20 protein-coding genes and 1 pseudogene are annotated in these 22,580 nt (G+C 73.2%); 17 read left to right on the top strand and 4 right to left on the bottom strand.

Annotated elements, in window-relative coordinates; translation table 11 throughout:
• Positions 1-12: 12 nt before the first annotated feature.
• Positions 13-1,251 (top strand): annotated as a pseudogene (locus tag IE185_RS13175) (right-handed parallel beta-helix repeat-containing protein); the annotation flags it as partial.
• Positions 1,252-1,491: 240 nt separating this feature from the next.
• Positions 1,492-2,910 carry a DEAD/DEAH box helicase gene (locus tag IE185_RS13170; protein WP_138895015.1) on the top strand — a complete coding sequence of 473 codons (1,419 nt, stop codon included), beginning with the start codon at positions 1,492-1,494 and terminating at the stop codon, positions 2,908-2,910.
• Positions 2,911-3,029: 119 nt separating this feature from the next.
• Here IE185_RS13170 and IE185_RS13165 read toward each other — a convergent pair whose 3' ends face one another.
• Positions 3,030-3,278: a hypothetical protein gene (locus IE185_RS13165; RefSeq protein ID WP_138895016.1), complete on the bottom strand. Its 249-nt coding sequence runs from the start codon at positions 3,276-3,278 to the stop codon at positions 3,030-3,032.
• Between the two features lie 31 nt (positions 3,279-3,309).
• The gene (locus IE185_RS13160; protein WP_138895017.1) at positions 3,310-3,822 is read right to left on the bottom strand and encodes a DUF1360 domain-containing protein; all 513 of its coding nucleotides are present in this window, start codon (positions 3,820-3,822) and stop codon (positions 3,310-3,312) included.
• A 491-nt stretch (positions 3,823-4,313) separates the two neighbouring features.
• On the opposite strand from IE185_RS13160, the gene IE185_RS13155 reads away from it, so the two are divergent.
• The 3 genes from IE185_RS13155 to IE185_RS13145 all read left to right on the top strand — a co-directional run bounded on the left by IE185_RS13155 (position 4,314) and on the right by IE185_RS13145 (position 5,443).
• A complete protein-coding gene (locus tag IE185_RS13155; protein WP_170198286.1) occupies positions 4,314-4,667 on the top strand; it encodes an STAS domain-containing protein in 354 nt (117 codons plus the stop codon).
• A 105-nt stretch (positions 4,668-4,772) separates the two neighbouring features.
• On the top strand, positions 4,773-5,102 hold the full coding sequence (locus IE185_RS13150; protein WP_138895019.1) for a response regulator: 330 nt from the start codon (positions 4,773-4,775) through the stop codon (positions 5,100-5,102).
• On the top strand, positions 5,099-5,443 hold the full coding sequence (locus IE185_RS13145) for a DUF3140 domain-containing protein (protein WP_138895020.1): 345 nt from the start codon (positions 5,099-5,101) through the stop codon (positions 5,441-5,443). The genes IE185_RS13150 and IE185_RS13145 overlap by 4 nt, the downstream gene beginning before the upstream one ends.
• Positions 5,444-5,470: 27 nt before the next feature.
• Here the strand turns inward: IE185_RS13145 and IE185_RS13140 are convergent, their stop codons facing one another.
• On the bottom strand, positions 5,471-5,653 hold the full coding sequence (locus IE185_RS13140) for a hypothetical protein (RefSeq protein WP_138895021.1): 183 nt from the start codon (positions 5,651-5,653) through the stop codon (positions 5,471-5,473).
• Between the two features lie 142 nt (positions 5,654-5,795).
• Positions 5,796-8,525, bottom strand: coding sequence for an AfsR/SARP family transcriptional regulator (locus tag IE185_RS13135; RefSeq protein ID WP_138895024.1), 2,730 nt, complete (start codon positions 8,523-8,525; stop codon positions 5,796-5,798).
• A gap of 275 nt (positions 8,526-8,800) precedes the next feature.
• Here IE185_RS13135 and IE185_RS13130 point away from each other — a divergent pair, with 275 nt between their 5' ends.
• From IE185_RS13130 to IE185_RS13075, 12 genes are all read left to right on the top strand, one after another.
• On the top strand, positions 8,801-10,048 hold the full coding sequence (locus IE185_RS13130) for a cytochrome P450 family protein (RefSeq protein ID WP_138895022.1): 1,248 nt from the start codon (positions 8,801-8,803) through the stop codon (positions 10,046-10,048).
• A gap of 336 nt (positions 10,049-10,384) precedes the next feature.
• Complete coding sequence (bdeA, locus tag IE185_RS13125) at positions 10,385-11,323, top strand: bis(hydroxyethyl) terephthalate hydrolase (protein WP_138907219.1); 939 nt, start codon at positions 10,385-10,387, stop codon at positions 11,321-11,323.
• A 250-nt stretch (positions 11,324-11,573) separates the two neighbouring features.
• On the top strand, positions 11,574-14,360 hold the full coding sequence (locus IE185_RS13120) for a helix-turn-helix transcriptional regulator (protein WP_138898011.1): 2,787 nt from the start codon (positions 11,574-11,576) through the stop codon (positions 14,358-14,360).
• A 200-nt stretch (positions 14,361-14,560) separates the two neighbouring features.
• Positions 14,561-16,927, top strand: a complete 2,367-nt coding sequence (locus IE185_RS13115) for a sensor histidine kinase (RefSeq protein WP_189715161.1) — start codon at positions 14,561-14,563, stop codon at positions 16,925-16,927.
• Positions 16,924-17,328 carry a roadblock/LC7 domain-containing protein gene (locus tag IE185_RS13110; protein ID WP_138896691.1) on the top strand — a complete coding sequence of 135 codons (405 nt, stop codon included), beginning with the start codon at positions 16,924-16,926 and terminating at the stop codon, positions 17,326-17,328. The genes IE185_RS13115 and IE185_RS13110 overlap by 4 nt, the downstream gene beginning before the upstream one ends.
• Complete coding sequence (locus IE185_RS13105) at positions 17,328-17,693, top strand: DUF742 domain-containing protein (RefSeq protein ID WP_138896692.1); 366 nt, start codon at positions 17,328-17,330, stop codon at positions 17,691-17,693. The genes IE185_RS13110 and IE185_RS13105 overlap by 1 nt, the downstream gene beginning before the upstream one ends.
• Before the next feature lie 76 nt (positions 17,694-17,769).
• A complete protein-coding gene (locus IE185_RS13100) occupies positions 17,770-18,315 on the top strand; it encodes a GTP-binding protein (protein ID WP_138896699.1) in 546 nt (181 codons plus the stop codon).
• 103 nt (positions 18,316-18,418) lie between these two features.
• Positions 18,419-19,198 (top strand): amino acid ABC transporter ATP-binding protein, encoded by a 780-nt coding sequence (locus tag IE185_RS13095; protein ID WP_138896693.1) that lies wholly within the window; start codon positions 18,419-18,421, stop codon positions 19,196-19,198.
• Between the two features lie 59 nt (positions 19,199-19,257).
• Positions 19,258-20,097 carry a glutamate ABC transporter substrate-binding protein gene (locus IE185_RS13090; RefSeq protein ID WP_138896694.1) on the top strand — a complete coding sequence of 280 codons (840 nt, stop codon included), beginning with the start codon at positions 19,258-19,260 and terminating at the stop codon, positions 20,095-20,097.
• Positions 20,098-20,173: 76 nt separating this feature from the next.
• Positions 20,174-20,839: an amino acid ABC transporter permease gene (locus tag IE185_RS13085; protein WP_138896700.1), complete on the top strand. Its 666-nt coding sequence runs from the start codon at positions 20,174-20,176 to the stop codon at positions 20,837-20,839.
• On the top strand, positions 20,836-21,750 hold the full coding sequence (locus IE185_RS13080; RefSeq protein ID WP_138896695.1) for an amino acid ABC transporter permease: 915 nt from the start codon (positions 20,836-20,838) through the stop codon (positions 21,748-21,750). The genes IE185_RS13085 and IE185_RS13080 overlap by 4 nt, the downstream gene beginning before the upstream one ends.
• 34 nt (positions 21,751-21,784) lie before the next feature.
• Positions 21,785-22,534: a type 1 glutamine amidotransferase gene (locus IE185_RS13075; protein ID WP_138896696.1), complete on the top strand. Its 750-nt coding sequence runs from the start codon at positions 21,785-21,787 to the stop codon at positions 22,532-22,534.
• Positions 22,535-22,580: the final 46 nt, after the last annotated feature.

The raw sequence follows: 22,580 nt of genomic DNA, 5'->3' as shown, positions 1-22,580 counted from the left end.
GACCTGACCTGAACGTCGATCACCGAGTACGGCGCGGTCCCGGGCGACGGGATCGACGACACCGTCGCCCTCCAGCGGGCCGTGACGGCCGACCAGAACGGTGACATCCAGTGCGTCTGGATCCCGGCGGGCCAGTGGCGCCAGGAGCAGAAGATCCTGACCGACGACCCGCTCAACCGGGGCACCCACAACCAGGTCGGCATCAAGAACGTCACGATCCGGGGGGCGGGGATGTGGCACTCACAGCTCTACACCCTGACCCCGCCGCACGAGGCGGGCGGCATCAACCACCCGCACGAGGGCAACTTCGGCTTCGACATCGACGACAACACGAAGATCTCCGACATCGCCATCTTCGGATCGGGGACGATCCGGGGCGGCGACGGCAACCACGAGGGCGGAGTGGGCCTCAACGGCCGGTTCGGCAAGGACACCAAGATCTCCAACGTGTGGATCGAGCACGCCAACGTCGGCGTCTGGGCCGGCCGGGACTACTCCAACATCCCGGAGCTGTGGGGCCCGGGCGACGGCCTCGAATTCACCGGCATGCGCATCCGCAACACGTACGCCGACGGCATCAACTTCGCCAACGGGACCCGCAACTCGACGGTGTTCGACTCCTCCTTCCGCAACACCGGCGACGACGCCCTGGCGGTGTGGGCCAGCCGGTACGTGAAGGACACCTCCGTCGACATCGGGCACGACAACCACTTCCGCAACAACACGATCCAACTGCCCTGGCGCGCCAACGGCATCGCCGTGTACGGCGGTTACGGCAACACCATCGAGAACAACCTCATCTCCGACACGATGAACTACCCGGGGATCATGCTGGCCACCGACCACGACCCGCTGCCGTTCTCCGGGCAGACCCTGATCGCGGGCAACGGCCTGCACCGCACCGGAGGCGCGTTCTGGGGCGAGGCGCAGGAGTTCGGAGCGATCACGCTGTTCGCGGCGGGGCAGGACATCCCCGGTGTCACGATCCGCGACACCGACATCCACGACTCGACGTACGACGGCATCCAGTTCAAGTCGGGCGGCGGGTCCGTGCCCGGCGCGCAGATCAGGAACGTACGCATCGACAAGTCCAACAACGGCGCCGGAATCCTGGCGCACGGCGGAGCCCGCGGCAGTGCCACGCTGACGGACGTCAGCATCTCGGGCTCCGCGACCGGTGACGTCGTCGTCGAGCCGGGGTCCCAGTTCAAGATCATCGGTGGACCGCAGCCGGTGAAGGCGCGCGAGTAGGAAGCGTCGCGCCGGCCGCCCGGACGACCAGCGGCCCCGCCCGCCGGCCGCCGGGACGATCAGCCGCCCGCCGCCCCCGGAGGCGGCCGGTCCGGGCACCGGGCGCACGGACCCGGCCGGAGCCGCGGGGCACCCGGGCGCCCGCTGGTAAAATGGGGGCACGCTCAAACACCGCCAGGGCCCGTACCGAGGGGTACGGGCCCTGGCGCGTTGCGGGCGCCACACCCAGGAAGGTTCCCCATGAACGCGAAGCCGCCGGCTCCCGCACCCTCCCGTGCCGGCAGGACCCAGCGGGCGACAGCGCCGCAGGGCGAACTGTCGACGCCGCAGGCTGTGGCCCCGGGCCTGCAGCCGGCCGAGTCCTTCGACGCCCTCGGGCTGCCTCCCGAGCTGCTGGAGACGATGACCGGCCTCGGGGTGAAGGAACCCTTCCCGATCCAGGCGGCCACCCTGCCGAACGCCCTGGCCGGCCGCGACGTCCTCGGCCGCGCACGGACCGGCTCCGGCAAGACGCTCGCGTTCGGGCTCGCGCTCCTGGCCCGTACGGCGGGCAGGCGAGCGGAGCCGAAGCGGCCGCTCGCCCTGGTCCTGGTGCCGACCCGGGAACTCGCGCAGCAGGTGAGCGACGCGCTGGAGCCGTACGCGCAGGCACTGCACGTACGCCTGGCGACGGTGGTCGGCGGACTGTCGATCAACCGGCAGACGGCGCTGCTGCGGACCGGCACCGACGTGGTGGTCGCGACCCCGGGCCGATTGGCGGACCTGGTGTCACGCCGGGACTGCCACCTGAACCACGTGCGGATCACGGTGCTGGACGAGGCGGACCAGATGTGCGACCTGGGGTTCCTGCCGCAGGTATCCGAACTCCTCGACCAGGTCCGCCCCGACGGGCAGCGGCTGCTGTTCTCGGCCACGCTCGACCGCAACGTCGACCAGCTCGTGCGCGGCTACCTGAACGACCCGGTGCTCGCCTCGGTCGACCGGCTGGCGGGCTCGGTCACCACGATGGAGCACCACGTCCTGAACATCCACGCCGCCGACAAGTACGCGATCGCGACCGAGATCGCCGCGCGCGACGGCCGGGTCCTGATGTTCCTGGACACCAAGGCCGGCGTGGACCAGTTCACCCGCCACCTGCGGGCCAGCGGCGTACAGGCCGCCGCCCTGCACAGCGGGAAGTCGCAGCCGCAGCGCACGCACACGCTCGGCCGGTTCAAGGACGGTGAGGTCACCGTGCTGGTGGCCACCAACGTCGCCGCGCGGGGCATCCACATCGACGCCCTCGACCTCGTCGTCAACGTCGACCCGCCGGCCGACGCCAAGGACTATCTGCACCGCGGCGGGCGCACGGCGCGCGCCGGGGAGTCCGGGAACGTGGTCACGCTGGTCACCCCCAGCCAGCGGCGCGAGGTCAACCGGATGATGACCGACGCCCGCATCCGGCCGACCGTCACCCAGGTCCGCTCCGGCGAGGAGAAGCTGACCGCCATCACGGGGGCGAAGCGCCCGCCGACCACCGTGGGGGCCGTCAGCGGCAACGCCCCCTTCCGCGGCATCGGTACGCGCCCGGGCCGCCCCGCGAAGGAGTCCCGCAAGGCCGCCGAGGCCCGCAAGGCGGCGGAAGCCCGCGCGGCGGCCCGGGTGCGCAAGGGCCGCTGACCCAGGGCGTACCTGCGACGGCGGGAGGGGCCACCGGCCGGGCGGGCCCGTACCGACGCGAGGGCCGTGCCCGGGGCGGCGGACCCTGGCCGGCCGTGAGCCGTTCCGGCGGCGTCGCGTCAGGCGCCGAGCTTGCCGACCGCGTCGCGCAACGACGCCGCCACCCGCGACACGTCCTCCCGCGCGGGCGTCGCGGTGCCCATGCGGTCGACGAGCTCTGCCCGGGACACGAGAACCGCCGCACCGCGGAAGTCCTCACTGTCCCGTGCGGTCCCGCCGATCACCTGGGCCCGCCCTTCCAGCAGCACCAGGACGGCGCCGTCCTCGGTCGTGTCCAAGAGCTCATGGACCAGAGTCTCGTCGATCATCTGTGCCCCTCCTCGCCTCGCGCGGGCTGCCTCACTCGCTGTTCTTCTGTACCAGGCAGTCGTATCCCAGTTGCATGGCGTCGGCGACCGCCAGGGCGGTGAGACCGCCCGTCACGGCGCGCGTGGCACGCGGCCACAGCAGGTGGGCGCCGGCGAACGTGGTCGTCAGCCAGACGCTCAGGCAGAACGGGCAGGTGACCAGCTCGCCCACGGTCGACCTGACGTCACCCCCGCGCGGGCTCTCGCTCACCTCCGCCGGGCCCGTCGCCTTCTCGTAGCGCGTGAACGGCGCCCGCAGGGGGCTGGTGACGGACCCCTTGCTGAGCAGTCGGCCCAGCCGGAAGGTGGCCGCCGCCGTGAACAGGACGTCCAAGGGGTCGTGGCGGTCCGGCAGTTTCCTCTTCCGCACGCCGACCGCCGCGCCCCAGGCGGCTGTGTACGCGCCGAACGCGACCACGGCCCCCAGATGCCCGCCGAGCCGGCGTTCCTCCTGCGGGGAGTAGGCCCTGCTCGCCTTCCGGAACGCTTCCCTGACCCGTTGCATGTTCGTGCCTTCCGTACGCACGCCGTGGTCCGCGGCGTCTTCGCCGCCCGGCGTTCATGGTCGTCTGTGGACGGTGCGTCCAGCGGCCGCCGCACGGCTCCATCCCGCGGGTACACGACCGGCGAGGTCCGGCGATTCGGTCACGCACCACAGGTAACCGTTCGGCGCGAACGGAAACGACCCGGCCGACGGTTCGGCGGCGGACCGTCGGTCGAGGAGCAGCGTCAGGGGGAGCGACAGGGCCCCGACCCGCGCGGCTCGAACATCCGTTGTGAGGGCCGTGCCCGCCGCGTGCACACGATCGAATGCGGCGTCGACCGCGTTGACTTCCGCCCCTAGTGCAGATTCAGTAGACGAACACTGGTGTACGCGCACTATCTTGAGGTGGGGATGCGACAGCTCGCCACAGGTCGCCCGCCCGCGGGAAGGCCTCGCCGATCGGCGCCGCGCCGCTCGGCGGGCCGGGTGCGGTGGGGGAGGTGCGGTACGCCGTGACCCTGAGCAGATTCGAGTCGTACGCCGTCGCGCGGGCCGGCGTCGCCCGGGTGGCCCTCGGCGGCGAGCTCGACTGGGACAGCGCCCCTTATGTCCACAAGGCGGTCGCGGCCTGCCTGGCGGAGCAGCCGAAGACCCTGTGCCTCGACCTGACCGACGTGTCCTTCTGCGACTGCGCCGGGGGCAACGCACTGCTGGAGGCGCGGAGCGCCGTACGCGCGGCGGGCGCCGGCCTCGTGGTGGAGGGGATCGGAGCGCAACTGGCGCGGCTGCTGGCACTGATCGGCGCGAGTGACCTGCTGCCCGCGGGGAGGGTGGCGGAGGCCACGGAACCGGCTCGCCGCGACTGAGGAGCCGCGGTGACTGCCGGGCCGCCGCCCGTAGCCCTTCGGCATGATCGTGCACGACCATTTCGGAGTCATCGAGATGCGCGAGAGAGCCGAGACGGCCGGCGGATGGTGGTCCTCGACGTCCGGTTCCCCGGCGGCGGCCACTTCGTCGCCAAGGAGATCGGACGCTGCTCGCCGGGCAGCCGCATCGTGGCGTTCTCCGCGTACGGCGACAAGGGCTCCGTCGAGGAGATGCAGCACGCCGGTGTCGCCGAGTACGTACTCAAGGGCGCCACCAACCGGGAGTTCCTGGCGACTCTGCGCCGGGTGGCGAGCCGCTGGGCGATCCCGCCACGGACGCGGACACGCTGCGCACCACCACCGGGTGGCAGGAGCGGCGCCCCCGTGCTCTGCTCGGACCGACGGGCGAAACCACCGAGCAAAGGGGAGCCGTGACCGCGAAGGATGCCACTCGGCAGGAGACCGTCTCCGAGTTCCGGGACACGGTGAACCTCACCGCGGTCGAACTGGAGCGATGGCTGGACACTGACGAGTCGCGCGGCGTCGGCCAGAAGAAGGACGGCGACGACGAGAGCGTCGGTCACGAGTCGGGCCGACGCATCGTCGAACTGCTCCGCACCAAGGAATCGGAGCTCGACGACGACGACATCGCCCACATGCGCAAGGTCGTCGGCTATGTCCGGCGCCATCTCGCCCAGCGTCCCGACGGAGACGTCACGCGGAGCCCGTGGCGGTACTCCCTCAAGAACTGGGGCCACGACCCGCAGAAGAAGTGACCGCCGTACGGCGTACCGTCGGCCGGCCTAAGCGCCGGTGGAGGGATCCGCGTCGCGGTCCTCCGGGTGGTCCGCGGACTCGATGACGTCCGGGCTGCTGACGGCGTCGTCATGCGTGGACGCCTCGGCGGAGTTCGGCGCGGGGCTGAGGGCGGCGATCGCCGCCCCTACCGCGAGGGACGCGACGGCGAGCATGCTGCGCTTCTTCATGCCCGGTTCAACTGCCCGGCCCGGCCGGGGTCACGCCCCGGACCGCTCGAACGTACGTCGCCCTACGGTCCTGGGCCGGCCCGGGCGTCGGCCGTCCCCGCACGGCCGACGCCCCGGGACGTCGCCGACGGCGGGCGCCGGATCACGTCCGGGCCATGAGCCGCAGCATCGCCGTGTCGTACCTCGCCCGCAGTCCCACGTCCGCCGAAACCCGCAGCAGCGCGCCCAGCGCCCGTACCGCGCCCTCGTCGTAGCCGGACGACTCCGCCTCCCGGGCCGCGTCCTCGAGGCGGCGGACGCCCTCGGCCTCGTCACCCATCCCCAGCAGCGCCTCTCCCGCCACCGTGAGCAGCAGCGTCCGGGACGCCGCCGACGCGTCGGACTCGCCGTCCAGCGCGAGCGCGTCGACGGACGTGCCGAGGGCCGCACACCACTGCCCGGCGGCCAGCCGGTGCCGGGCGAGGTGGTACAGGGCCAGTCGCTCGGTGTGCGGGGAACCGGCCTCGCGGGCCAGCAGGGCCGCCCGCTCGCACCCTTCGGCCGCCTCCTGAGGGCTGCCGAGCGCCGCCTGGGCCAGCGAAAGGTTGACCAGCGCGGTCGCCTCGCCGCGCCGGTCGTCCGCCCGGGCGGCGAGCGCCGGGGCGGCCTCCAGGTGGGCCAACGCCTCCTCGGTCCGGCCCTCTTCGGTCAGCACCCAACCGAGCAGGGCACGCACCCGCGACTCGGCGCGCTCGTCGCCATCGGCCCGCGCGGCTTCGAGCGCGGTCTCCAGCAGCGGAGACCAGCCGTCCAGCACCCGCCACACCATCTGCGGCCACTGGGCCAGCACGATGCGCCAGGTCCTGCCGTGCAGTCCGGCGGCGCGCGCCGCGGCGGCCGCCAGGGCGAGGTCGTCGCGCTCGGCCGCGTACCAGGCCATGGCCCCGTCGCGGTCCGCGAACTCCCGCACCGCCGCCGGCACACGGAAGCCGACGGGCAGCTCGAAACAGGACTCGTCGCCCGGTTCCGCCGCGCCGGCCGCGCCCAGGGCGGTGGCCACGCTGTGGTCGAGCACCCGGACCAGCGCGTCGGGACCGGCGTCCAGGCCGCGCGCGTACAGCCGTACGAGATCGTGCAGGGTCCAGCGGCCGGGCGCGGTGCGGGTGACCAGGTGCGCCGCGGTCAGCTTGTCGAGGGCCGCCTCGGCCGTGACCGGGTCCGTCCCGGCCAGGGCGGCCGCCGTGTACCGGTCGACGTGCGTACCCGGGTGGCGGCCGAGATGCGCGAAGTGGTGCGCCACGTCCTCGGGCAGCCGGCGCACGGTGAGCCGCAGGGCCGCCCGTACGCCCGTGTCCTCCACGTCCAGCAGGCTCAGGCGGCGCGACTCGTCCGACAGTTCGGTGGTCATCGCGCTCAGGGACCAGTCCGGCTGATCGGCGAGTCGGGCGGCTGCCACCCGCAACGCGAGGGGCAGCCCGCCGCACAGCTCGGCGAGGCGCCGGGCGGCCATCACCTCCGCCCGTACCCGCTCCTTGCCGAGCACCGCGGCGAGCAGGGCCGTGCTGTCCTGCGGTTCGAGTACGTCCACGGGCACCGGACGGGCGGCGTCGGACGCGATCAGGCCGCGCAGCCGGTACCGGCTGGTCACCACGGTCACACAGCGGGCGCCGCCCGGCAGCAGCTCCCTGACCTGATCGGAGCCCCGGGCGTTGTCCAGTACGACGAGGAGCCGGCGGCCGGCGGCGAGGGACCGGAACAGCGCGGACGCACCGGTCGTCGTCTCGGGGACACGGCGCGGCGCGACCCCCAGGGCCAGCAGGAACTCGCGCAGCACTTCGAGGTGGGCCGGCTCGCCCGTATCGCTGAACCCGCGCAGATCGGCGTAGAGCAGGCCGCCGGGGAACGCGGCGCGGTTGCGGTGGGCCCAGTGCACCACGAGCGCCGTCTTGCCCACACCGGCGGGTCCGGTGACCAGGCAGACCGGTGCTTCGCCGGCCGCCGCCCGGGACAGCGCGATGAGTTCGGCGGCGCGCCCGTGGAATCCGCGCGGCACACGGGGCAGCAGGTCGACCGGACCGTCGGGCGGGGCGGCGGACGGCCCGTGGGCGGTGGCGGGCACGGCCGGCGGCACGGGCGCCTCCTCGGCGTCGTCGCCCTCTCCGCGCAGCGCCACCGCGTAGGCGTCGGCCAGTTCCCGGCCCGGGTCCACCCCGAGTTCGTCCGCGAGCAGCCGCCGGGTGCGGTGGAACCAGTCGAGCGCCTCGGAGCGCCGCCCGGCGCGCTGGAGCGCCCGCATGAGCGCGGCGGACAGCGATTCGCGCAGCGGATGGTTGCCGGCCTCGGCGCGCAGCACCGCCGCCGCGCGGGCGTGCTCGCCCAGCCGCGCGTACCCCGAGGCCAGTGACTCCACCGTGGCCAGCCGGAGTTCCTCCAGCGCGTGCGCGGCGGCCTGGAGCGGCGGACTCGGGTACGCGCCGGTCAGCGCGGGCCCCTGCCACAGCGACAGCGCCTCCTGGTACATCGCCACGGCGTCGGCCGGCGCGCGCCGGCCACGCGCCAGCGTCACGAGCTCCTCGAAGCGGTGTGCGTCCAGCAGGGTCTCCGGCATCCGCAGGACGTACGCGGCGCCCTGGGTGACCAGTTCCACGCCGTACGTCCCGGCGTCGGCGCCGGCGAACAGGACGCGCAGGCGCGACACATGGCCCTGGATGACGCTGCGGGCACGCGGCGGCGGTTCGCAGTCCCACAGGGTCCGCGTCAACTGCTCCACCGTCACGGGGCAGTTGGGCCTCAGCAGGAGTGCGGCGAGGAGGCTGCGCCGCTTGGCTGGGCCGAGCGGCAGTTCGCCGGCCTCGGTGGCGACACAGACCGCTCCGAGCAGCCGGAACTCCACGGGCACAACTCCTTAGGGAAAGGAGCCAGGTTACCGGACGGTTCGGAAGGGCCCGGAGGTCGGACGTCCGCCTGTCCGAAAAGGGCCTCAGCGGTCTACGGGCGACTCGGCCGGACGGGAACTGCCCCGCTGCGTTCCGGATATCGAACGGGTCGTGGGGGTAGGCCGGTCGAGTGGCGGAGGGGCCCATTCCACCGGGTGCCGGCCGCCTCGCCCGTGTGCTTTCCGCCGGTCACCGTGCCGGTCACCGCGAACGAACCTTCTGGAGCGAGCAGATGAAACACGAAACCCGCCCCGTCGTCATCGACCCCTCCGGCGCCGACATCCACGGAGAGGGAGCCCGTATCCGCGCAGAGGGGCCGGTGGCGCTGGTGGAGCTCCCCGGCGGAGTGCCGGCGTGGGCGGTCGGCGATCACGCGTTACTCAAGGAACTGCTCACCGACCCCCGGGTCTCGAAGGACCCCCGCAGGCACTGGCCCGCGTGGATCGACGGGGACATAACGCCGGACTGGCCGCTGTTCACCTGGGTGGCCGTGACCAACATGTTCACCGCGTACGGCAGCGACCACAGGCGCCTGCGGAAGCTGGTCTCCACGGCGTTCACCGCGCGCGCCACCGAGGCCCTGCGCCCCCGGATCGAGCGGATGACCGCCGACCTCCTCGACGGCCTCGCCGCGACGCCCGAGGGGCAGGTGGTGGACCTGCGCGAGGAGTACTGCTATCCGATCCCGATCCAGGTGATCTGCGAGCTGTTCGGCGTCAACGACGAAGGGACGCGCAAGGAACTGCGCCGGCTGGTGGACAGCATCTTCAACACCGCCGCCACGCCCGAGGAGGCGGCCGCCACCTTCCGGGGCATCCACCAGGTGCTCTGCGACCTGGTCGCCCTCAAGCGGGAAACCCCGGGCGACGACATGACCAGCGTCCTCATCGCGGCCCGCGAGGAGGACGGCGAGCGGCTCACCGAAGCCGAACTGGTCGACACCCTGCTCCTGGTGATCAGCGCCGGGCACGAGACGACGGTCAACCTGCTGGACAACGCCATCCACGCCCTGCTGACCCACCCCGAGCAGCTCGCACTGGTCCGCGTGGGCAGGGCCACCTGGAACGACGTGATCGAGGAGACGCTGCGCGTCCAGGCGCCGGTGGCGAGCCTGCCGTTGCGCTACGCGGTGGAGGACATCGAGGCCGGGGGCGTGACCATCGAGCGGGGCGACGCGATCCTCGCCGCGTACGCCGCCGCCGGGCGCAACCCCGCGCACCACGGCGACGACGCGGACCGGTTCGACGTCACCCGGGTGAACAAGGAGCATCTCGCGTTCGGACACGGCGTCCACTTCTGCCTGGGAGCGCCGCTGGCCCGGCTCGAAGCCCAGATCGCGCTGCCCGCCCTCTTCGAGCGCTTCCCCGGTCTGGCGCCGGCCGTTCCGGCCGAGGGGCTGCGGCCGGTGGCGTCGTTCATCTCCAACGGCCACCGCAGCCTCCCCGCCCGCCTGACCGGCGGAGCGCGGCCGGCCGGCTGACAGCGGTCGGCCGTGGGGGAGGGCTGCCGGGAAGCACCTCTCCCACGGCGTAGGGGCGGGCCGCCGTCCGGGCAGCGGCCCCGGTCGGGTGGCCGGCCGTGCCGGGGCCCGGCCGGGGGTTCGCCGGGGGCAGGGCCGACGCGCACCGCTCGCGGCGAGGACGGGTGGGGGAGACCGGTGATTCCACCGATGCCCCCGCGCCGGACGTACGGCGACAGTGGCACCCGCCAGCGAAAACGGCGGTGCCCGCCCCCCCGTACGACCGGCCGCAGCCCTCGGCGACGAGTGCCGCGTCCGGCCCGGCGGTCCCGCCACGACCGAGAGGACGACTCAGTCGTGCAGCAGTACACCAGTGACACCAGCAAGGGCGCTCCCGGCGCCGCCCCACTCCGCCGCCACGGCCGCCTGCGGTCGGCGATGGCCGGCCTCGCGGCCCTCCTCGCCGTCGGCGGACTCGGCACCGCCCTCACGCCCACCGCCCAGGCGGCGGACAACCCGTACGAGCGCGGCCCCGCCCCCACCACGGCCAGCATCGAAGCGAGCACCGGCCCCTACGCGGTCTCGCGGACCACCGTCTCCTCCCTGAGCGTCACCGGCTTCGGCGGCGGGACCGTCTACTACCCGACCTCCACCAGCGACGGCACCTTCGGCGCGGTGGCGGTCTCGCCCGGCTACACCGCCGACCAGTCGTCCATCGCCTGGCTCGGCCCGAGGCTCGCCTCCCAGGGCTTCGTCGTCTTCACCATCGACACCCTCACGCGGTACGACCAGCCCGACAGCCGGGGCCGCCAACTGCTGTCCGCGCTGGACTACCTGACCGAGCGCAGCACCGTACGCGGCCGGATCGACAGCTCCAGACTCGGCGTGATGGGCCACTCCATGGGCGGCGGCGGCTCGCTGGAAGCGGCCAAGAGCCGGCCCTCCCTCCAGGCCGCGATCCCGCTGACCGGATGGAACACCGACAAGACGTGGCCGGAGCTGCGGACGCCGACGCTGGTCGTGGGAGCCGACGGTGACACCGTCGCGCCGGTCGGCTCGCACTCCGAGCCCTTCTACGAGAGCCTGCCGTCCACGCTCGACAAGGCGTACCTGGAACTCAACGGCGCGTCGCACTTCACGCCGAACACCTCCAACACCACCATCGCGAAGTACAGCCTTTCCTGGCTCAAGCGGTTCATCGACAACGACACCCGCTACGAGCAGTTCCTCTGCCCGCTGCCCCGGCCCGGCCTGACCATCGAGGAGTACCGGGGCAACTGCCCGCACGCCTCCTGACGGCCGCCTCCGTCGATGCCGGTGCCGGTCGCGCGCCGCGCGGCCGGCACCGGCACACCGCGTCCTCCGGCGCGTGTGCGCGGGCACAGACTTCGCCCGCCGGCGCTGGGCGCGCGCCCAGCGCCACCCCTCCCAACTCGCTGTCATCGCAGGTCGGATGGGTATTCGGGTCTCCCGACCGGTACTGGACGCGAGGCTTCCGTCACTGTCCGCGCGGAAGTACCGTGACGAGTGTGAGCGGAGGACGACCGTGAGCGGTGCGGTCCGGCTGTACGGCCGGCGTACCGAACTGGAAGCCGTGGCAGCCCTGTCGGACCGGGTACGCTCCGGCCGCGGCGGCGCTCTGCTGATCGCCGCGGAGCCCGGACTCGGCCGCACCGCCCTGCTCCGCCGGGCGGCGGCGGACTTCGACGCCGGCCCCGTCCTGCACACCCGGGCCGTCCCGGCCGAGAGCCGCCTCCCGTACAGCGCGCTGCACGCGCTGCTGTGCGCGGCGGGCGGCGCGGGGCCTGCCGGTGCGCCGCGGTCCGGTCTCGCGCCGGGCGCCCTGCTGGAGCTGCTGCGCACCCGCGCCGCCGGGCGGCCCCTGCTCGTCTGCGTCGACGACGCGCACCTGTGCGACGACCGGTCGCGCGCCGCCCTCGGCTTCGCCGCCCGCCGCCCGGACGCCATGAGCGCCGTCGGACTGCTCCTGACCTCGGCCGCGCACCGGGCGCACGACCCCGACTTCGCGGGTCTGCCCGTCGTCCGCCCGGGGCCGCTTCCCGAGCACACCGCCGGGGAACTGCTGGACGAACTCGTGGGGAACGGGGCGGACCCCGCCGTACGGCAGGCGCTGCTGCACGAGGCCGAGGGCAACCCGGCCCTGCTCAAGGCACTGCTCGGCCGCCTCTCGCCGGCTCAGCTCTCCGGACACGCGCCGCTGCCCCGGCCGCTCGCCGACGGCGACGCCCTGCTGGGCACGGTCGGCGACCGGTTGGCCGTCCTGCCACCGGACACCGCGTTCGTGCTGCTGCTGGCGGCGGCCGCGCAGGAGCAGACGCCCGCGACCGGGGGAGCGGACACGGCCCTGGTCGCGCGGGCCGCGCGCGCCGCGGGCATCGGCACGTGGGCGCTGGACGCCGGGCGGTGGGCGGGCGTGGCGCGCTGCGACGGGGACCTCATCCGGTTCGCGAACCCGCTGCTGCGACGCGCCGTTCTCGCCGGGGCCCCCACCGCCCGGCGGCGGGCCGCCCACCACCTCCTGGCGACGGTCCTCACCGGTGACCGGCACCGCCTTCCGCGCCTCCTGCATCGCGCCCTGGCGGCCGAGGCTCCCGACCCGCGCCTCGCCGCCGGCCTGGCCGCCGCCGCCTCGGCCCCGGGGGTCTGCGGCCTCCAGCGCTCCCTCGCCCTCGCCCGGGCCGCCGAACACACCCCGGCGGACGACGCCGCCCGTACGTCGCGTCTGACCGCCGCCGCCGAACTCGCCCGGCTCGCGGGCCAACCGCACCGGGCGCGGGAGCTGCTGGCCGCCGCCCGTGCGGGCGGCCGGGTCCACGACGCCGTACGCGGCCGGGCCGAACTCGCCGCGGGGGTCCTGGGTCTGGGCGACGGCCCGGTGGGGGACGCCCAGGCGGCGCTGCTGGTGGCCGCCGGACTGCTCGGCCCGTACGACCCGCGCCACGCCCTCACCGCCCGCCTCGCCGCCATGGAGGCGGCCTGGGCCGCCGGTGACGCGGCGGGCTGCGTGGCCGCGCTCGGCGGCGCCGGTCCGGCGCCGGCCGGGCCCGCGACGTACACCACGGGGCAGGGCGTGTGCCCGCACGCGCCGCCGGGGCGGGCGCAGCCGTACGGGGCGTCGTACGACGACTACCGCAGCGGCATGCTCGCCGCCCTGTGCGCACGGCCCGCCGCAGCGCGGAAGCCACTGCGGCGGGTGCTGGAGCGGGCCGTGGACGACGACGATCCGCAGCGGCTGCTGCGCGCCGGGTCCGCGGCGCTCGTCCTCGGCGACATCGCGGCCGCCATCCGCATCACCGCCCGGGGGCTCGCGCTGGGCCGGGCCCGCGACCTCGTCGCTCTCGTGCCCCAGCTCCTGGAGCACCTGGCCTACGCCGAGTTACGGGCCGGGCGGCACGCCAGGGCCGGAGCCCACGCCCGCGAGGGACTGACCGCCGGCCACCGCGCCGGCCGGCGCAACACGCTCGCGCACCTGCACGCGGTCCTCGCCCTCGTGGCCTCGGTGGAGAGCGACGCGGCCGCCGTGGCCGGACACGTCGGTGCCGCCATGGCGATCGCCGGGCCGCACGGCCTCGCCCAGGCCGCCACCCTGGCCGAATGGGCCTCGGCCCGGGCCGATCTGGGGCGCGGCAGGGCCGCCGAGGCCGCCGCGCGGCTCGGCCCGCTCGTACGGGAGGGCCCTCGCCGGGGGCACTTCGCCGTCCGCATGCTGGCGGTTCCCTGCTTCGTCGAGGCCACCGCGCTCGCCGGACGACCGGACGACGCGCCCGCCGTGGTCGAGGAGTTCGCCGCCTGGGCGGCCCACGGCGGCGATCCGCAGGCGCCCGCGCTGCTCGCCCGCTGCCGGGCGCTGCTCGCGTGCCCCGACGAGGCCGACGCCCTGTACGCCCACGCCCTGGCCCTGCACGCATCGGCCGGCGGCGACTTCGAGTGGGCCCGCACCCAGTTGCTGTACGGGAAGTGGCTGCGGCGCCGGCGCCGTCCGGGCGAGGCGCGCGGACGCCTGCGGGACGCGCTGGTCGCCTTCGAGCGTTCCGAGGCCCTCGCCTGGGTGGACCAGGCCCGCGCGGAGCTGCGGGCCACCGGGGACGTGGCCGCCGGCGAACCGGCCGGGGCGCTGTCCTGCCTGACGCCGCAGCAGCTGCGCATCGCGCACTGCGTCGCGGAGGGGGCGACCAACCGCGAAGTGGCGCAGCGTCTGTCCGTCAGCCACCGGACCGTCGACCACCACCTGCGCAACGTCTTCGCGCAACTGGGCGTGCGTTCGCGGGTGGAGCTGTCCCGGCTGGTGGAGCGGGCCGGGCGGACCGGCTGAACCGCGGTACGGCGTCCGCCGAGCGAGGCGCTGTACCACGTACTGGACAGGGAGGCAATCACTCCCTTTCCCGGCGTGGCTGGTTATGATCTGCATCCCCCACGTCTCACCCCGTCGGTCCGGCTGTCCCCAAGTCCCGCTCCCGCCCGCGCCGGTCCGGCCGCCGGCCTGCTACGCCCACCCTCCGTCCCCGAGGACCGATGTCACCCACAGAACCCGAAGGCGAACGCGACGCGCCGGGCACGGCGGCCGCGCCGAGCACGCCGACCACGCCGGACACGGCGCGAAGCCGTCGTCGGCGTACCGTCCGCCTGCGCACCCTGCTCGTCGGTCTGGCGGTCGTCCCCACCGTCGCGATGGGCACCCAGTCCGCCCTCACCGCGAACCGGCTGCTGAACCAGTCGCAGCACCTGCGCACCGATGTGGCCGCCGGTGAGCGCATCGGCGTACCCGCGTACGCGCTCATGCTCCAGCTGCAGGCCGAGCGGACCACGACCGCCGCGCGGTGGGCGGGCTCGCGGGTGTCCGGAAACGAACTGCGCGACCGGCGCGCCGCGACGGACCTCGCCGTCGACGCGTTCCGCGGGGCGGCGGGGTCCGGGCGGCCGGCCCACCACTTCGGCACACTCCGCGACAGCCTCGACGACCTGGACGCCCAACGCGAGCGCGCGGACGCCCGCAGCGGCAGCGCCGACCGCACACTCGGCTACTACACCGACGTGATCGGCAAGACGATCGACGTCTACCAGCAGGAGTTCAGCCACACGCAGGACGCCGAGCTCACCCAGGAGAGCCGGCTGGTCACCACCATGTTCTCCGCGTCCGAACTGGTCGCGCGCGAAGAGGCCGTCCTCGCGTCGGCCGGTCCGGCCAGGGAGCTGACGACCTCGCGGTTCGCCGCCTACGTCAACGCCGTCGGAGCGCACCGGTACCTGTACGACACGTCGATCGTGCCGTACCTGCCCGCCGTTGAGCGCGACGCCTACCAGGGGATCACCGGCTCGGGCGCGTGGCAGGCGAAGACCCGTATCGAGAACGTCGTGCTGTCCGACCACGAGGACACCGCGTCCGGTGTGAAGCTGCCGCTCCAGGCCGCCGGATGGCGGACGGCGCACGACACGCTGGCCGCGCAGTTGGCCTCGCTCAACGCCGCCCGTTCGCGCGGCGTGCTCGAACGCGCCGACGCCAAGGCGACGGAGCTGGAGTCCGAGGTCACCTGGCTGATCGCGGGAAGCGGCGGGGCGCTGCTGCTCGTCGCCGGCGTCGTCGTCCTCACCACGCGATCGGTCCTGCGCCGCCTGCACGGCCTGCACGAGCGCACGGTGGCGATCGCCGAGGAGACGCTGCCGGACGTCGTCGCCCGGCTGCGGCGCGGTCAGCCCGTCGACGCGGACGCCCTGCCCGTGCCCACCGGGGCGCAGGACGAGGTCGGACGCATCAGCGACGCGTTCGCGCGGGTCGTCGCCGTGTCCGTCGACGGACACCGTGAGCTCTCCGACGAACGCCACGGATTCGGCCTGTTCGCCGCCGGCATCGCCGCGCGCACCGGGAACCTGGTCAGCCGCCAGCTGAGCCTGACCGAGGACCTCCAGGACACGTTCGGCCACGACGAGGCGCTGCTGGCCCAGTTGATGCGCTCCGACCAGCTGACGGTCGGAATGCGAAGGCAGATCGAGAACCTGCTCATCCTGGCGGGCGGCGAGATCCCGGACCCGCACACCGAGCCCATGCGCGTCGCCGACCTGCTGCGTGAGGCCGCCGCCGAGGTGGAGGACTTCCGGCGGATCGAGCGGCAGGCCCTGGACGAGATCAGCGTGGAACCGGGCGTGATCAGCCAGATCAGCCATCTCCTGGCGGAACTGCTGGACAACGCGACCCGGTTCTCCCCGCCCAGGTCGAAGGTCGTCATCCGGGCCGAGCTGGTCGCCGACGGCCTGTCGGTCGAGATCGAGGACCGCGGCCCACGGGTGTCGCCCGCCAGCTATGAGGAGATGAACCGCCGGCTGCACTCCGCCCCGCCGTACGCCGTCCTGGCGCGCAACGCGCACCGGCTGGGGCTCTTCGTGGTCGGCCACCTCGCCGACCGGCTGCCCGCCACCGTCACCCTGCGCCGCTCGGTCTACGGCGGTACGGCGGCCGTGGTGATCATCCCTGGCCAGCTGCTCGTACCGACGGAGCGCGAACCGGCGGGCACGTCCCCGGAGCCCGCCCGCCCGGCCGCCGCCGCGCCGGCGGCTGCCCGGACCCCGCCGCCCGCCCTTCGCGCCGGACGGGGGACGGGGCCCGGCCCGGACGGAAGACCCGGGCTGCCGAACCGCCGCAAGGACGAAGGGCCGCGCGAGCGCGTGTACGCGACCCCGCCCACCGCGCCGGCCGGCGACGCGCGCCCCGCCCTTCCCGAGCGCGTACCGCACACCCACATCGCCGAGCAGCTGCGCGAGCCGCTTACGGCGGAACAACCGGCCGGCCAGGACCGGGCGACCCCCGAAGAGGTGGCCGACGCCTGGGCCGACTACGAACAAGGGACCCGGAAAGTGGAAGCAGAGCTCCGACAGGACCAGCCATGACGACGACATCGAACGACATGATCTACAGCATCCTGGACAACAACCTGAGCAGGATCGCCGGCATCGAGGGGGCCGTCCTCCTGTCCAACGACGGGATCAAGCTCAGCGCCTACCTCCTGGAACGGGACCGGGCGGAGCGCATCGCCGCCGCGTCCTCGGGCATCGCGGCCACGATGAAGGCGATATCCCGGGAGATCGACGGCGGCGGGGTGATCCGTCAGCTCGTCGAGATGGACGACCGCTATCTGTGCATCGTGGGATGCGGCGAGGGCAGCACCCTGATCGTCGTGACCTCGCGCAAGGCGCGGCTGGGCGAGCTGGGCGGCGAGGCGGTACGGACCGCCCAGGCGCTCGGCGAATGGCTGGGCACCCCCGAGCGCGTTCAGGCACTCCCGTCGTAATGCCGGACGCCCCGCAGCCGCGCGGTCACCGCCGGACGCGGCTGTACGCCCTGACCGACGGCCGTACAGCCGCTCCGCGCACCGTCCTGACCATGGACACGATGATCACGGCGGCGGTCGGCGGGGACGCTCTCGGCGGCCTGCCCACCGAATGGCAGACCATCCTCGCCATGTGCCCGTCCCCCGACGGGCGGGCGGTCGCCGAGATCGCGGCGCGGATGCGCATGCGCCTCACCCCCATGGCGGTCCTGCTCGGCGAACTCGCGGACCGCGGGCTGATCCGCCACCGGGCGCCCCTGGAAGGCGCCGAGACCAGCAACGTCCACCTGCTCATGAGAATCAGGGACAGCCTTGCCCACCTATGAGACCTCAGCCCGGCGAGCGGCCGGACCGGCGGCAGCCGCGGAACCGACCGGGGCGACCGAGGCCGCTCCCGTCAAGATCCTCGTCGCGGGCGGCTTCGGCGTGGGCAAGACGACGCTCGTCGAGACGATCTCCGAGATCGAGCCGCTGCGTACGGAGGAGCGCCTGACGGCCGCGGGGGCCGGCGTCGACGACCTCGACGGCATCGAGTCCAAGACGGTGACCACCGTGGCGATGGACTTCGGGCGCATCACCCTCACCGACGCCGGCGTCGTCCTCTACCTCTTCGGCACTCCCGGGCAGGAGCGCTTCTGGTTCATGTGGGACGACCTGCTGAACGGGGCGTTCGGCGCGGTCGTCCTGGTCGACACCCGGCGCCTGGACCGCAGCTTCCCGGCCGTCGACTTCTTCGAGAGCCGCGGACTGCCGTTCGTGGTCGGCGCGAACTGCTTCCACGGCGAGCAGGCGTACACCGCCGAGGAGATCCGGGCGGCGCTGCACCTGCGTGACCCGGACACGCCCGTCCTCATGCTCGACGCCCGCTCCCGCGACGACGTCCGCGACGCCCTCCTGTCCCTTCTCGACCTGCTCATCGCCAAGGCACGGGCCACCGCGGCCGTCTAGAGCGCCCCCCGAAGGCCGCGTTTTCTCCCTGCCGCGCGGGCCCCCCTTCCCGCTTGGCCTTCTCGGCGTGCGTCCGGCCGGAACCGGACGGACGATGAAGCCGATGAGCGGAGTAGCTGTGACCAAGGGAAACACGGCGCCGGGCACGGACGATGCCCTCGTCGTACTGAAGAACGTCAACAAGCACTTCGGCGCGTTGCACGTGCTGCAGGACATCGACCTGACCATCCGCCGGGGCGAGGTCGTCGTCGTCATCGGGCCGTCCGGGTCGGGCAAGTCCACGCTGTGCCGTGCCATCAACCGGCTGGAGGCCATCGACTCCGGAGAGATCGCCATCGACGGCAGGCCGCTTCCGGCCGAGGGCCGGGAGCTGGCGGCGCTGCGGGCCGACGTGGGCATGGTCTTCCAGTCGTTCAACCTGTTCGCCCACAAGACCGTGCTGCAGAACGTGACGCTGGGCCAGATCAAGGTCCGCAAGAAGGACAAGAAGGAAGCCGAGGACCGGGCGCGCGCGCTCCTCGAACGGGTGGGCGTGACCACCCAGGCGGACAAGTACCCCGCCCAGCTCTCCGGCGGCCAGCAGCGCGTGGCGATCGCCCGGGCGCTGGCCATGGAACCGAAGGTCATGCTCTTCGACGAGCCGACCTCGGCCCTCGACCCCGAGATGATCAACGAGGTACTGGAGGTGATGCAGCAGCTCGCCCGCGACGGCATGACGATGGTCGTCGTCACCCATGAGATGGGCTTCGCCCGGTCGGCCGCCAACCGTGTGGTCTTCATGTCGGACGGCCGGATCGTGGAGGAGACGACGCCCGACGAGTTCTTCACCAACCCGCGCAGCGACCGGGCCAAGGACTTCCTGTCGAAGATCCTGCACCACTGAGGCCGCCCCGACGGGCTCCTACGACTCCCCCCCACAACGAATCCCCAGGGATGATCACCATGAAGATCCTCAAGGTCACCGCCGCGACCGCCACGGCGCTCGCGCTGTCGCTGACCGCCGCGGCCTGTGGTTCCGACGACGGCGACGACAGCGGTTCCGGCAGTGGCGGCGACAAGATCACGGTCGGCATCAAGTTCGACCAGCCGGGCCTCGGCCTGAAGACCCCGGACGGCAAGTACACGGGCTTCGACGTCGATGTGGCGACCTACGTCGCCAAGGAGCTGGGCCACGAGCCCGGCGACATCGAGTGGAAGGAAGCCAAGAGCGCCGACCGCGAGACGCTCCTGGAGCGCGGCGACGTCGACTTCATCGCGGCCACCTACTCGATCAACGAGGAGCGGCAGAAGAAGGTCGACTTCGCCGGTCCCTACCTCCTGGCCCACCAGGACATCCTCGTGCGCGCGGACGACGACTCCATCAAGAAGCCCGAGGACCTGAACAACAAGAAGCTCTGCTCGGTCACCGGCTCCACCTCCGCGCAGAACGTGAAGACCAAGCTCGCGCCGGACGCGCAGCTCCAGGAGTACGGCGGTTACTCGGAGTGCCTGACCGGCCTGGAGAACAAGGTCATCGACGCCCTGACCACCGACGACTCGATCCTGGCCGGTTACGCCGCGCAGCCGGAGCACCAGGGCAAGTTCAAGCTCGGCGGCTTCAAGCTGAGCAACGAGAACTACGGCATCGGTGTCCAGAAGGGCAGCGAACTGAAGGACAGGATCAACACCGCTCTGGAGAAGATGGTCGAGGACGGCTCCTGGGACGAGTACGTCGAGAAGAACTTCGGCCCGGCCGACTACAAGAACGAGCCCGCCCCGAAGATCGGGAACATCGTCAACTGAAGCGGATCACCGACCGGCGCGCCGCACCCCGTAGCGGCGCGCCGCGCCCTCCACCCACGCGAAAGTGCGGGAGACCGTGTTCGACTTTCTTGAAGGTTACGATCTGCTGGGCGCCTTCTGGGTGACGGTGCAGCTCACCCTCTACTCGGCCGTCGGCTCCCTGATCTGGGGCACGCTCCTGGCCGCCATGCGGGCCAGTCCCGTCCCCCTGATGCGGGGCTTCGGAGCCGGCTACGTCAACGTGGTGCGGAACATCCCGCTGACGGTGATCATCGTCTTCACCTCGCTGGGCCTCTTCCAGACGCTCGGCGTCAGCCTCGGCGCCGACGACTTCGGGACCATCAACTTCCGGCTCGCCGTGCTCGGCCTGATCGCCTACACCTCCGCGTTCGTCTGTGAGGCGCTGCGCTCCGGCATCAACACGGTGCCGGTCGGCCAGTCCGAGGCGGCGCGCGCCATCGGCCTGAGCTTTCCGCAGGTGCTGTCGCTCATCGTCCTGCCACAGGCGTTCCGTTCCGTGGTGGGCCCGCTCGCGAACGTACTGATCGCCCTGACGAAGAACACGACGGTGGCCGCCGCGATCGGGGTCGCCGAGGCCGCGACGCTGATGCGGGAGATGATCGAGAACGAGGCGCAGCTCATCCTCATCTCGGCCCTGTTCGCGTTCGGGTTCATCTGCCTGACCCTCCCGACCGGCCTCTTCCTCGGCTGGGTGAGCAAGAAGGTGGCGGTGCGGCGATGACCTCCGTCCTGTACGACGTCCCCGGACCCCGCGCCAGGCGGCGCAACGTCCTGTTCACGATCGTGTTCCTGGTCGCGCTCGCGGCGCTGGTCTGGTGGGTGCTGCGGAGCCTCGCCGACAAGAACCAGCTGGAATGGGTCAAGTGGGAGCCGTTCTTCACCGACGGCCGGTCCTGGACGACGTACATCCTGCCCGGCCTGAAGAACACCATCATCGCCGCCGCCCTCGCCATGGTCATCGCCCTGCCCCTCGGAGCGCTCTTCGGCATCGCCCGGCTCTCCGACCACGGGTGGGTGCGCGGTGCGGCCGGCACCGTCGTGGAGTTCTTCCGCGCCATCCCGGTGCTGATCCTGATGCTCTTCGCCAACGCGGCGTACTCCGAGTTCACCGACATCAGCCCCGACAACCGGCCGCTGTACGCCGTGGTCACCGGCCTGGTCCTCTACAACGCCTCGGTGCTCGCCGAGGTGGTGCGCGCCGGCATCCTGTCCCTGCCGGCCGGGCAGACGGACGCCGCCAAGGCGGTCGGCATGCGCAAGGGCCAGACGATGCGGTACGTGCTGCTGCCGCAGTCCGTCACCGCGATGCTGCCCGCGCTCGTCAGCCAGCTGGTGGTCATCGTCAAGGACACCGCGCTCGGCGGCGCCCTGCTCGGCTTCTCCGAACTGCTGGCGTCGGTGCGCCCCATGAGCGCGAACTACGGCGCGAACACCATCGCCAGCTTCACCGTCGTCGCCGTCATCTTCGTCCTGCTCAACTTCGCGCTCACCACCTTCGCCGGCTGGCTCGAACTGCGGCTGCGGCGCGGCAGGAAGTCGACGGGCGCGGTGGTCGGCGCCGAGGCGGTCGCGGACCTCGCGACACCGGGCGAGCACATGACTCCCCCCGGACCGGACCAGAGGAAAAGCTGAGCGGGCACCGGGGCGCGGCGGCGAGAATGCCGCCATGGTCGAGAGCGCCGAGCCACCGAGGGTCCTGGTCGTCGAGCACGAGGCGGAGTGTCCGCCCGGTCTGTGGGGCGGGTGGCTGACCGGGGCCGGCCTGCGCCTGGACGTCGTACGCCCCTACAGCGGCGACCCGGTGCCCGAGGCAGTCGACGCGTACGACGGCCTCCTCGTCCTGGGCGGATCCCCCGGCCCGCTCGACGACGAGCGCTACCCGTGGCTGCCCGCCACCCGGGCCCTCCTGCGGACCGCCTTCGAGCACGGCACGCCCACGTTCGGCATCTGCCTCGGAGCGGAGCTGATGACCGTGGAGCTGGGCGGCCGCGTCGAACGCCGCCGTACGCCCCAGATAGGCGTGTACGAGCTGGAGGTGCTGCCCGCGGCCGCCGGCGACGCCGTCTTCGGAGGGCTGGCCGGCAGCCCGCCCGCCATGCTCTGGCACCTGGAGGAGATGTCCGTACTGCCTCCCGGAGCGGTCCCCCTGATGAGCGGCACCACCTCTCCGCACCAGGCCTTCCGCCTCGGGGCCAACGCCTGGGGCACCCAGTTCCACCCCGAGGCGACCCCGCGGATCGTCACCGACTGGGCCCGCGAGAGCGCTGTACTGCGCAGGGCGGGAGCCGGGTCGGACGAGGTCGTCGGGCAGCTCGCCGCCGCGCGCGCCGACACGGAACGGACCTGGCGTCCGGTCGCCCGGCGCTGGGCCTCCCGGATCCGCCTGCGGCACGCCGGCCGCCTCCTGCCCTCGTGAACGCCGCCCCGACGGCGGGCGGTATTCTGCGGCCCGACAAGCGCCT

Source organism: Streptomyces chryseus, from assembly GCF_014650755.1.
Classification (GTDB): domain Bacteria; phylum Actinomycetota; class Actinomycetes; order Streptomycetales; family Streptomycetaceae; genus Streptomyces; species Streptomyces chryseus.
Note: the sequence above shows the minus strand (reverse complement) of the source record. Positions and strands in the feature narration are given on the sequence as shown.

Bases quoted from the DNA above. Each gene is read 5' to 3' on its own strand.
- IE185_RS13090 (WP_138896694.1), top strand. From the start codon at position 19,258: ATGAAGATCCTCAAGGTCACCGCCGCGACCGCCACGGCGCTCGCGCTG.
- IE185_RS13105 (WP_138896692.1), top strand. From the start codon at position 17,328: ATGCCGGACGCCCCGCAGCCGCGCGGTCACCGCCGGACGCGGCTGTAC.
- IE185_RS13160 (WP_138895017.1), bottom strand. From the start codon at position 3,822: ATGCAACGGGTCAGGGAAGCGTTCCGGAAGGCGAGCAGGGCCTACTCC.
- IE185_RS13115 (WP_189715161.1), top strand. From the start codon at position 14,561: ATGTCACCCACAGAACCCGAAGGCGAACGCGACGCGCCGGGCACGGCG.
- IE185_RS13140 (WP_138895021.1), bottom strand. From the start codon at position 5,653: ATGAAGAAGCGCAGCATGCTCGCCGTCGCGTCCCTCGCGGTAGGGGCG.
- IE185_RS13170 (WP_138895015.1), top strand. From the start codon at position 1,492: ATGAACGCGAAGCCGCCGGCTCCCGCACCCTCCCGTGCCGGCAGGACC.
- IE185_RS13150 (WP_138895019.1), top strand. From the start codon at position 4,773: ATGGTGGTCCTCGACGTCCGGTTCCCCGGCGGCGGCCACTTCGTCGCC.
- IE185_RS13095 (WP_138896693.1), top strand. From the start codon at position 18,419: ATGAGCGGAGTAGCTGTGACCAAGGGAAACACGGCGCCGGGCACGGAC.
- IE185_RS13110 (WP_138896691.1), top strand. From the start codon at position 16,924: ATGACGACGACATCGAACGACATGATCTACAGCATCCTGGACAACAAC.
- IE185_RS13130 (WP_138895022.1), top strand. From the start codon at position 8,801: ATGAAACACGAAACCCGCCCCGTCGTCATCGACCCCTCCGGCGCCGAC.
- IE185_RS13080 (WP_138896695.1), top strand. From the start codon at position 20,836: ATGACCTCCGTCCTGTACGACGTCCCCGGACCCCGCGCCAGGCGGCGC.
- IE185_RS13075 (WP_138896696.1), top strand. From the start codon at position 21,785: ATGGTCGAGAGCGCCGAGCCACCGAGGGTCCTGGTCGTCGAGCACGAG.
- IE185_RS13165 (WP_138895016.1), bottom strand. From the start codon at position 3,278: ATGATCGACGAGACTCTGGTCCATGAGCTCTTGGACACGACCGAGGAC.